At 38.9% G+C, this 11555-nt stretch carries 10 protein-coding genes; 4 read left to right on the plus strand and 6 right to left on the minus strand.

Features of this window, described 5'->3' with window-relative positions:
- Positions 1-37: 37 nt before the first annotated feature.
- The 3 genes from hemL to FTU37_RS10470 form a co-directional block, all read right to left on the minus strand.
- Positions 38-1336: a glutamate-1-semialdehyde 2,1-aminomutase gene (hemL, locus tag FTU37_RS10460; protein WP_168378947.1), complete on the minus strand. Its 1299-nt coding sequence runs from the start codon at positions 1334-1336 to the stop codon at positions 38-40.
- Positions 1337-1367: 31 nt separating this feature from the next.
- Complete coding sequence (gene thiE, locus FTU37_RS10465; RefSeq protein WP_078188828.1) at positions 1368-1988, minus strand: thiamine phosphate synthase; 621 nt, start codon at positions 1986-1988, stop codon at positions 1368-1370.
- 594 nt (positions 1989-2582) lie between these two features.
- The gene (locus tag FTU37_RS10470; RefSeq protein ID WP_168378946.1) at positions 2583-2966 is read right to left on the minus strand and encodes a DUF962 domain-containing protein; all 384 of its coding nucleotides are present in this window, start codon (positions 2964-2966) and stop codon (positions 2583-2585) included.
- A 321-nt stretch (positions 2967-3287) separates the two neighbouring features.
- On the opposite strand from FTU37_RS10470, the gene FTU37_RS10475 reads away from it, so the two are divergent.
- A complete protein-coding gene (locus FTU37_RS10475; protein WP_168378954.1) occupies positions 3288-4748 on the plus strand; it encodes an inorganic triphosphatase in 1461 nt (486 codons plus the stop codon).
- 224 nt (positions 4749-4972) lie between these two features.
- Positions 4973-5404, plus strand: coding sequence for a hypothetical protein (locus FTU37_RS10480; RefSeq protein ID WP_180124301.1), 432 nt, complete (start codon positions 4973-4975; stop codon positions 5402-5404).
- 100 nt (positions 5405-5504) lie between these two features.
- On the opposite strand, the gene FTU37_RS10485 is transcribed toward FTU37_RS10480, so the two are convergent.
- A complete protein-coding gene (locus FTU37_RS10485; RefSeq protein ID WP_180002979.1) occupies positions 5505-5675 on the minus strand; it encodes a hypothetical protein in 171 nt (56 codons plus the stop codon).
- A gap of 430 nt (positions 5676-6105) precedes the next feature.
- Complete coding sequence (locus FTU37_RS10490) at positions 6106-6738, minus strand: hypothetical protein (RefSeq protein WP_180124302.1); 633 nt, start codon at positions 6736-6738, stop codon at positions 6106-6108.
- A gap of 107 nt (positions 6739-6845) precedes the next feature.
- Between FTU37_RS10490 and FTU37_RS10495 the strand changes: the two genes are divergently transcribed.
- Positions 6846-7247 carry a DUF3144 domain-containing protein gene (locus tag FTU37_RS10495; RefSeq protein ID WP_078188837.1) on the plus strand — a complete coding sequence of 134 codons (402 nt, stop codon included), beginning with the start codon at positions 6846-6848 and terminating at the stop codon, positions 7245-7247.
- Positions 7248-7419: 172 nt separating this feature from the next.
- The gene (locus FTU37_RS10500; RefSeq protein WP_180111719.1) at positions 7420-8484 is read left to right on the plus strand and encodes an amidohydrolase; all 1065 of its coding nucleotides are present in this window, start codon (positions 7420-7422) and stop codon (positions 8482-8484) included.
- Positions 8485-8565: 81 nt separating this feature from the next.
- On the opposite strand, the gene FTU37_RS10505 is transcribed toward FTU37_RS10500, so the two are convergent.
- Complete coding sequence (locus tag FTU37_RS10505) at positions 8566-11334, minus strand: pitrilysin family protein (RefSeq protein ID WP_180124303.1); 2769 nt, start codon at positions 11332-11334, stop codon at positions 8566-8568.
- Positions 11335-11555: the final 221 nt, after the last annotated feature.

Here is an 11555-nt window from a genome sequence, read left to right on the forward strand (position 1 = left end):
TTTATTCTAAAGCAGAATTTGCCGTTTTAAATGAAAATTACTTCATTTCGGCAAAAACTTCTTTCGCCTTTTCAATGGTAAATGCAATATCTTCATCGCTATGCGCGCTTGAGAAGAAGCCTGCTTCAAAAGCTGAAGGCGCTAAGTTTACACCGCGCTGTAACATACCATGGAAGAATGTACGGAATGCATCTACATCACATTTCAAAATTGAATCAAAACCTGTGATTTCAGTTTGATCTGTAAAGTAAATACCAAACATGCCGCCCACTTGCTGAGTAAAGAACGGAATGCCCGCTTCATCGGCAGCAGCTTGTAAACCTGCAAGCAAGCCTGCCAATTTTTCAGTTAATGTTTCATAGAAACCTTCTGCACAAAGATGCTTAAACATCTCAATACCCGCACGCATTGCAAGCGGGTTACCTGATAATGTACCTGCTTGATATACCTTGCCCAGTGGCGCGATGCATTCCATCACTTCGCGTTTACCGCCAAATGCACCAACTGGCAGGCCTGCACCAATGATCTTGCCTAAAGTGGTCAAGTCAGGTGTTACGCCATAATGCGCTTGCGCACCGCCAAGACCGACACGGAAACCTGTCATCACTTCGTCAATGATAAAGACAGAACCATGCTCATCACATACATCACGGATCGCTTGCAAGAAACCGTCAATTGGTTTCACCAAGTTCATGTTGCCTGCAACTGGCTCGACAATCACACCTGCAATTTCTGAACCGAATTTTGCAAAGCATTCTTTCAGCATCGCAATATCGTTGTACGGCAGGGTTAAAGTGTGTTTGGCGAAATCAGCAGGAACACCTGCAGAAGTCGCTTCGCCTTCACCTTTAGTGAGTAAGCCTGAACCCGCTTTAACCAAGAGTGAATCTGAGTGACCGTGGTAGCAACCTTCAAATTTTACAATCTTGTCACGGCCGGTATAGCCACGAGCAAGACGAATGGCTGTCATAGTCGCTTCAGTCCCTGAATTAGTCATACGAACCAATTCAATAGACGGCATAATTTCGCAAATAATATCCGCCAAAGTCGTTTCATGAACGGTTGGCGCACCAAAACTCAAACCATCAACAGCCGCTTCTTGAACTGCTTTAATAATGTCGGGCTGCGCATGACCTAAAATCATTGGGCCCCAAGAGCCGACATAGTCGACATAGCGTTTTCCGTCTACGTCATAGAGATATGCGCCTTGCGCTTTTTCGATAAATACCGGTGTACCACCTACACCATTGAATGCACGTACAGGAGAGTTTACGCCGCCAGGAATATGCTTGCTGGCTTGTTTAAATAATTGTTCTTGCTTAGCAGATAAGCTCATAAAAATTCTCTACTTATTCAATCTAAAAAAATTAAGCTTGTTCAGCAAAAAGCTCAGACCATTCATAAACACGACTGCTGACAGCAGACATTGAACGACCTAATACATCACTAATCACAGCACAAAGATCAGCACCTGCTTCAATCACTTCTGCTGAATTTTCTACAGTTAAACCACCAATTGCACAAATAGGTACATTTAGTTTCGCTTTGGCTTGTTTTAGCGTTTCTAAGCCAATATTGCCTGCTTCAGGCTTGGTTTCAGTTGCAAAAATGGCACCAAAAGCCACATAGTTTGCACCGTCTGCAATCGCCTGCTCAGCCAGTTCTAAAGAGTTATTACAGCTTCGACCGATCAAAACATTTTTAGGTAAGCGTGCTACAGCTTCAGCAATTGAACCGTCATCTTGCCCTAAATGGACACCCACACCATATTGAACTGCAGTTTCGAGATCATCATTAATGACAAAAGGCACTTTGTACTGATTACACATATTTTTCATGTATTCAATTTCATAAGCCTGATCTTCTTTTGCCACTTTTTTACGGCGATATTGCAAAACAGCGACTTCATAAGTCGCCATCGCGCCTTCAAGTTTGGCTAAAAGCAATTCTATAGGATCATCATTGGTAATGAGGTATAAACCACGCATAGTTCAATCACAACTTAAAACTTTTGAATATTATAGCGATTAGGTCTATGAAATGTTGCTTGGGGCATAAAATTTTAATATTTTCCCGCTGTGAAAGTTATATTCCTTTTCACAAGACTGCTTATATAAATGTTTAATTGAATTGTCTGTAAAAAATGGAAAAAAATCACTATTTTTAGGTATAGAACAAAACTGATACAAATTATCTAATAGCGAAACAGAAGAATACAAAAAACAGCGCATAAAAACAAAACACTTGATAAGAATAAAATATGCAACCTATTAGACTTTTTGGTGCTTGGTAAGAAACGTTATGGGGAGCGTTCAGAGCATCAAAAAGTCTAGCCTATTTTTTTTGTGAACATTTTTGTGGTTAAATCTTTCAAACAATAGACCATTTCTAAGGCCATAAAAAAAGCCTAGAGAAGGTCACTCTAGGCTTGGAAAACTGGGGTTTATCGTCTATTTATCTTTCAGATAAACAGTGAATAAACAATATGAACATTATTAGACTAATCACTCTAAACTTACAAGTCATTTACTCAAAAAACTACACCAAAATCAATAAAAATTAAACGTTTGATTAATAAATAATTAACTATCAATCTTATCTAAATTACGGTCTTTTAAGCTTAAGTTCCCCTTCACAATATCAGACAGCATGCGCCAATCGGAAATAAAGCTGTATAAAGGCTGCTTGAAACTTGCCGGCTTATTTTTTTCAAAGAAAAAATGTCCGACCCATGCACAGGCATAGCCTGAAACCAGGCCATAAGCAAAATACTTTGGTTGTCTTTTTAAAATTGCTTTTGCAAAGAAATAGAGTCCAATACTGCTGCCGGTGGCATGTAAACGACGACTCATAATATTTCGATGTTCAGTCAAATAAAATCGATAAAATTGCGAATAGTCACGAATCGGTAACTGAAATTCGGGCTTTAAGTTTCGATTAAACTCGGGTTGTACTTGTGAATTCATGTTGTGCTCATCCTGAACTTATTTTAATCAACATAGCTTAAAATTCGTCCGCGTTAAAGACGTAAAATTTTATTTTGTTCCAATGAAAGTCGAACCATTGTGAATTATACAATTGATGGAATATCCATCTTTTAAAACTTTTCTTCGTCCAAAATCAGAGTTTTCAAATCCGTCAAGTCTTACTTCTCAACTGTTTTTCGCTACAATCGATACGCGTTTAGTTGATAGAAAATGTACGCACATTTTAGTTTTTCATTTTTATAAAAATTTAAAGATCGCTTCATGCCAGATCATGAAGTTGTGACATCAGGACAGAAAACCATGGTTGAAGTTGAATTAAAGTTCCAGATTCCAGAAGCACGTCGAACTGCATTATTAAAAGCACTCGATCCAAAAAAATCGGAACAAATTCAACTTAAAGCTAAATATTTTGATACCCCAGATCGAAAAATGGCACAGCAGCATGCAGCCTTGCGTCAGCGTTTAGAAGGAACCCGCTGGATTCAAACCCTGAAAGCTGCAGGTAAAAGCCACATTGAACGCTTTGAACATAACTTAGATTTGGGTGAAGTTGAACAAGCTCCTGCTTTAGATTTATCGGTCTATGCCAATAAAGCTGAAGTTCAATCGGTTTTAAAAACCACTTTAGGCGATCAGCAAGATACGCTACAACTTCAGTTTGAAACAGACATTCTCAGAACTTATCGCGTCATAGAGTTTGAAGATGCCGAGATCGAAGTTAGCTTAGATGTCGGCTGTATCCGTAGCAACAATACAGAAACAGAGGTTCATGAAGTCGAATTTGAGCTTAAAAGTGGCTCTATTCAATCACTCCTTGCCTTTGGTTTTGAATGGGTTAAAAAGTACCATTTGTGGTTGGATGTTCGCAGTAAAGCGGAAATCGGTAACTTGCTGGCATTGAATCAAACTGTGAGTCCAGCAGTTGAGGCTAAAGAATTTCAACTCAGTAAAAAAGATACTGCCGCAAAAAACTTACGACTTTTAATTGCTCAGGAAATGCAGCACCTTCTGCCTAATATTGCCGCAATTTCTGCAGGTGTTGCTCAGGCTGAGCACATTACACAAGCTCAGAAAGCACTCCATCATCTACAATTAACCATTTCACTGTTTAAAGATTGGAACAGTGATATCATTGAAAAATGGGCTATGCAATTGGGCGCATTTAAACAGCAGTTTGAACAATTACACCATTTTGAGCATATGCAAAATACCTTGGGTGGCTTTTTACAAAACCCAACGACCTCAGAAAATTTAACCAAAGATATTTTGTATGCCAAAGAGAAGTTAGGCAATTTGGTTAAATCGACTCAAAATGTGCATCATTATCTTGAGCTTTTAATGTTTAGTTTGAAAGTCGATGAAGCACCGCAACAACATGATTTTAAATGGTATGCTCAAACTACCCTTCAAAACCAATATAAAGCCCTGCAAGAGGCTTTAAATGATGCCGACATTAACAATTTTGAAAGCTTAGATGTGCTTTCTCAGCGCATACAAGAGCTTAAATTTAGCTTCCCAATTTTGACGTCTATTTATGATGTAAAAAACTTGCAGAAATATAGTAAAGCGCTCAATGATGCACAAGTCGCGGCTCAGGAATATCAAGTCCTTTCCTCTTCTGCACAATATATTCAGCAAACAGAGCTGGAAGCTAGTGATTGGTTTGTTCTCGGCTGGTTGACTGCAAAACAAGAGGTTTATGCAGATAAGCTATTAGAAGCGACCGAGCAATTCCTTGTCAGTCGAAAACTCATTAAATAAAACCTAAGGGAGATTCAATGAGTCTCCCTTTTTTATTTGTATCCTACATTGTCATATAGTTATTCATTTGTTGAACATTCATATTCAAAGTTAGCTATTTTCAATTCATCATTTCCTTAGTTTGACTCAGTTACATTGAAATATTTTGAGAACCTATTATTTTTGTTTTCTGGATAAAAACTTTTAAAATAAGCTATCTGAAAACTTAGATTCAGGGTGGTTTTATGTTGAAAAGTCACATACCTGTAATTTATCCCCTATTTTCATTTTCACTTATTTTTATATTTTTCCCAATACTGAGTGCTTGTAGTGAACAACATAAGCCTGTGCAAAGTACCGAATTAAGGCGCACGGCATCCTTACAAGTCGAAAAGCCGCTTTCTCCAACTCAAAACTTTGATCAGACACGACGAACCTTTAAAGTCCTGCGCAATAATAATGAGGACTATGGTGATGAGTCTTACCAAATCAAAACCGATGCTGGCACACTGAGTATTTACAGCATGAACTTGAATCCGCAACAAGGTCAGCTACTATCTAGCGTCAAGTCTGGAGAATGTCTCACCCTATCGAGTCAAAGCGACAATTTAATTGCGGTTAACGGTTATATCAGTGTGATGGAATTGGGCGACATTAAAATTCATCCCTGCAAATAAACTTCAATATAGTATTTGCATATCAGTCATTCAAAAAAACTAAGAAAATTGCCTTAAGGCTACACTGCTATTGGGGGTTTAATTCATAATCCATACTGATTTAACCTTGTGCTAATAACCCCCATGATTTCATGGCATTACTCACCATGCGTTGTAATTGTGTCAAGGCCATACCATCACGTGCTTGTATGGTCATCCCTTGCAATAAGGTCATATAAAAATCAGTCAATTGCTCTGCATGAGCCAAACTTTCAATTTCGGCATTTGCCATAGTGGCTATTTTCACATTAGGGCGTGGATTACATAATCCAAAGCATCCTTGTGCAGCGAACTAAATTCACGTTCTAAGTAATATCGTCAACATATTTAATTAACTGATGTTACGCACGTAAAAGTAATTACGCATTTTTAAAATGATTTTTAAGTCTATTCGACGGAGTCTTACATCTAGGGTTTAAATAAAGGGATTAGCCTTCGGCTGGAAGTACTTTTGTTTCGGCAAAAGTACCCAAAACCATTGTCATCCGCAAAACTCGTTCACTAGCGTCTACTTATTCAAAGTATCGCAAAAACATCTTTAAATAGATGTAGTTCTGTCTCAAACACTTGCGGATGACGTTGCCGCGTATCGCTCTTTTATTTGAATCAAATGGCGCTTCTGATGTTACTGCGTAACATCAGTAATTAACGATATTTATTAATTAACGATATTTCCCAAAGATTTTCCACGTATTGTTATCTGCTAAAGGGTCACTATAGCTATCGCTACGGGCTTTACGTGGTTTGTCACGGGCATCCACCAATTTAAACTCGTTTTCGACACTAAGTACAATGCCATTCACATAAAAACGAGTACGGGTATAATCACTTTGTCCATGTTGAAATACATAGGTTCTGAGGTCAATAAATTCACGGTGTGCGACCAAAGCAGCCGTATCATCGCTGTCTAGCCAATGTCGCATCGCTTGAATTTGATCTGCTTCAAACTGCCCACATTTTTCAACCAAACTTGCAATACCACGAAAGGTTTTAGATTCTTTCGCACGTGTTTTGTTGATTCGAATACGATCCACATGAAAATAAAAAAGCGGCAGATTCAAATGACTCGGCAAATGGATTGCATCAAGGACTTCATCTTCCATAAAGGGTTGAAATAAGTCTTGAGCACGTTCGATTAAGCCTGTCCACTGTGCATAATATTCGGCCACTTCAGACTGCGTACCATAATAAATGGGCAGCCCTTCTACATTGGCTAAGGTTGAGGGCGGCCAAACATTTTGTCGAAGTAATGCAATATCACTTTTCAGACTTTGCACTGCGATTGCGTCTTGCATGAAGCATTCCATTTTACTTAGGCTATTTTTTAGATTAAGTCAAAGGTTTAGTTTCTGCAAGGCTTTGCCTATAATACTGCATTAGATTTTTATGCTAGGACACATTCATGGTTCAAAAGATTGAAGCTACTGATGTAACCGAAGAAGAAGCGTTGAATGCAGCTTTCTTTGAACGTGCGGATGAATTTATTAAACAAGCCAATGAATTTTGTCGTGTTGAAAAAGGTTCTCAAGTTAAACCTGCAGAAATGCGCGGCCAAGTGAGTGCTGCCATGTTATTTGGTACTGCTCGCTTTAATACTTGGGTTGCTGCAAATGGCTTCAAAGATGGCAAAGAAATGCGTGATGCCAAAGATCAAGTGATGTCTTATATTCTTCAACAATTTCAAATGATGCTTGAAGATAATTATGATGAATATTGCGAACAGTTTGAAAACTATCTTCGCTTCCGTCATAACGAAGAATTCCATGCAAATAAGCATGATCACGACCACGATCATCAGCATTAATCAAAAGCCCTTCGGGGCTTTTTTTATACAACTTCTCTTTCACAAAGCTTTGATTTAATATTTAGTCATAACGTTGTATTTTCATCATTCAAACTATTTTCAGTACCTTGTGTATTTGAAAATACAATGAAATACGCAAGAAATGGACATGGCTTTAAGGACAAGGATAGCAATGCAGACACTCGATTTTGCCATCGTGGATTCACATATACATCAATGGGATCCATACAATACCCCACATGCCGCTTCACTTGCCGTGAAATTATTGGGCAAACATCCCTACTTGCTCGACAAAATGATGCGCTTAGTTAAGCCGCAAGAGTTAATTGACACAGTTGGTTTGACCAAACATGTGACGACACCGTATTTGCCTGAAAATTATAAGCAAGATGCAGGACATTATCAGGTCGATCAAATCGTACATGTAGAAGCGAGCTGGCATGACCATAAAGGCAAAGGGGTGGTTGGTGAAACCAAGTTTATTGAATCTTTAGACTTTAACGCTCAAAAAATTAAACTTGGCGCCATAGTCGGCACTGCAGACCCATGTGACAGTAGTTTTAAGAAAATTCTTAAAATGCATAAACAAGCCTCCCCACATTTTCGTGGCATACGAAAAATGGCAGCTGTACATGAAGACCCAAAAGTTCATGCATGGACCAATGAGCCCCATCTCTATACCAATAAAAAATTTATGAAAGGTTTTGAAGCTCTTGCTCAAATGAATTTAAGTTTTGATGCGTGGGTTTATTCAGACCAAATTCGTGATTTAACCGCTTTAGCACGTGCTTTCCCTGAAACATCTATCGTGCTGGATCATTTTGGGACACCTGTCGGTGCCTTTGGACCTGTCGGCTCACATACAGGCTTAACCCAAACTTCACGTGACAATATCTTGTTTCGTTGGAAAGATGATTTAGCTGAACTGGCAAGTTGCCCAAATGTTTATACCAAAATGTCTGGTTTATTCATGCCGGTGCTGGGTCATCAGTTTCATAAAGAACAACGCCTGGCTTCCAAACAAGAGATTTTCGATTGTGCCTTCCCGCTTATTTCTCATGCTCTACAATGCTTTGGGAAATACCGTGTGATGTTTGGCTCTAACTTCCCGATGGATAGCGTGAGTGCATCCTTGGTAAATATTATTGACGCCTTTTCAGATGCGGTCGCGAGTTATGATCCTGATGCACTGACTTTAGTCTTCCAACAAAATGCCCGTCAGTTCTACCGCCTATAAGTTCGTTTAGATAATCTTGCAATCAAGTTATCCATTGCAGCTCAAAAAAAAATCCTCCATCTGGAGGATTTTTTATTCGGTTTATTGTTGAGTAGATTTTGCGGCTTGACCATATTGGTCAGACATCACTTCTACCAAATGTTCAGGTTGAATATATTTTTTGATGACAGCATCAACATCCGCCTTGGTCAAAGCAGCAATGCGTTGATCACGTTTTTCACGATAGTTTAGGTCACGACCTTTTTCTAACTGTGGAATCAACATGCTATGAATGCGACGGTCATCTTCAAGTGCAGTTAAACGCTTTTTCAAAATACTGGCTTTGGCTGCTTCTACTTCCTGTTCCGTCATGCCATTTTTCAATAAGTTTTGCAAAACTTTATGAACAGACTGAGAAACTTGTGCTGATTTACCCGCAGTGTAGTTTGCATCAATACTCAGTACACCCGAATTCACCCATTCATCAAAATTAATGTCTGCACTAAAACCATAAACCAGTGCATTCTTTTCACGTAACTCTTGAGCTAAACGTGAAGACAACTGTGAATCACCAAGTATGTGGCGTAATACTTGTAGTGCAGGAGAATCAGTATGCTCCACACCTACAGGTAGAGTCATAATGGCTTGGTAACTACCAAACTCACGCTGTTCAGACAATGCATGCACTTTCTGTGCGGGATATGCCGTAAACGTAGACTCTAAGCGTTGATATGGCTCGCTGGTTTTCCAATCTGCAAATTCTTTTTTCAGAATTTTTTCAATTTGCTTAGTATCAAAATCACCAGTTACCGCAATTTGTGCATGCTGTGTTTTAAAGAATTTTTGATGTAACTGCTCCACTTGATCACGTGTAGCCGACTCAATTTGTTTTTTCGCAAGTTCAGGTTCGAAGTGATAACGAATATCCCCCGGCTCATAGATCTCGACAATACGCGACAGTGTCATTGCAGCAACGGTATCCGGCTCTGTATAAGGTCGATCTAAACTCGATAAACTTTGCGCTTTAATTAAATCAAATTGTGACTGTTCAAATGCTGGATTTTTAATAACATCAATAACATATTGCAAAAAGTCAGCAAATTTTTCTTTACGAGCAACCACTTGAATCATGAGGCCATTATCATTTGCACTAACCGTTGCACCGCCACCGACATCAATAATTTTATCGGCAATTTGCTGTAAGCTTTGATCTTTAGATGCACGGAACATGAGGTAAGCTGTTAAATCTAGCAACTCCCCTTTATTCATTAAGCTTTGTGCTGTACCAAAATCCAATGCAATCGTAGCATAGGTCTTGTCGTCACGTGTTTTAGTTGGAAACAATGCATACTGAATGCCGTTTTTAAATTTAGCGCGCTGAATCTGTTTTTCTTTCTGATTTAAATATTGCTTAGACTCTGCAACATATTGCTTCACTTCAGCACGATAAACACTCGCATCTTTCAATGGCTCTTCTGCAGGTGCTTGCTGATCTAAAGTTTCAGCAGGTTTCGACGCTGCTTGTTGCTGTGCTTTCTTTTGATCTTCAGGTGTAGGCAGAATATTTCCTGTGACACGGTATTCAGGCTTTAGAAAATCCTTATACACCTGATTCACGTCGCTTACATTCAGCTTTTGTACTTTATCTAAGTCTCGGAAATATTGAGTCCAGTCTCCGTTATAAGCCACAGTATAAGAACTGAGACGTTCGCCAAGTGCCGTAGCGCTATTCTTAACATTGTCAGCCATATTTCGAGTCAGGCTTTTAACACGGTTCAGCTCAACATCATTAAATGCTTTGGTCTGCTCCACACTTTGTGCAAGACTGGTTGCCACTTTGTTTGCATCATGACTTGGGCCATATATCGCCCCCATAAACACCAAATTAAAATCTTTATCTAACCATGTGGTCGATTGAACTGCGGTTGCTGTCCCTGTTTCCACCATGCTTTGGTACAAATGTCCACTTGGCTGTAAGGTATACAACGTTGGAGATACAGCCAAAGCAGTTTTAATTGGTTCGACTGCACCATTTAAATAAATATTAAATTTGCCAAAGTCACTGCCCTTATGAACGGTAAATTCGCGTTGCTTTAATTTCGTTCCATCTAATTTAGGGACTTTGGCCTGTTCAGGAATTTGACGTGCGGCAATTGGGCTAAATTGTTGATCAATTTGTTTTAATACAGCCGCTTTATCAAACTTACCAGAAATCACCATCACTGCATTATTTGGCACATACCAACGGCGATAGAACTGGTTTAATTCGTTCATATTGATCGATTGAAGTTCTTTCAAATCACCAATCGGTAAACGACCTAAAGATTGATTGCCATAGGCTTCTTTTAAAACTTGGTCGATTAAGACGGAAAATGGCTGATCTAAACGAATTTCACGTTCACGCTTAACGATATCAATTTCTGTTGGTACAAACTTTTCCTGAAGTACCAATTTATCCATCCGTTCTGCTTCTAAATGCAAAACTTGATCAATTGAACTTTGTTCAGGACGAATCACATTGGTATATTTCGTTGAATAATAATCTGTACTTGCATTGGTCATCAGCGTGAATTGATCTAAGCGACGCTGAAATTCATCACCTTTGACATTTTCAGTGCCTTTAAAAGCTAAATGTTCAAGCAAATGTGCCAAACCACCTTTGCCCGCAGGGTCATTTAATGAACCCGTGAAATACACCGTATTCATAAACACTTTGCTTTCTTTATCGTTTTGCGCCAAAACCACACGAAAACCGTTGTCTAATTTATATTCTTCAATGGCTTGTTCAGTTTTAACCAATACAGGTTGAGCAAAGAGGCTTGTACTTAAACCTGCAAAAAAAAGTGAAAGCGTTAAATGTTTAATACGCATGTAATTCAAGTGTCCTTTATATTTAGCATCGATCAGCGCAGTGCTGTCGATCAGATTGGTTTTGATTTTATGCTGAGCTTTTCTGGATTAATAGTAGATCTCTTTCATAAATCAAAAAACGATCTTCTTTTTGGTTAATATTTGCACTCCGGATTTCTTAGCATTCGTGCATAATCTGCGGATGAAATACATCGATTCAAACAAGCTTTCTGATCCTCAGT

The sequence above is a fragment of the Acinetobacter sp. YH12097 genome, from assembly GCF_013419225.1.
In the GTDB taxonomy this organism is placed as follows: domain Bacteria; phylum Pseudomonadota; class Gammaproteobacteria; order Pseudomonadales; family Moraxellaceae; genus Acinetobacter; species Acinetobacter amyesii.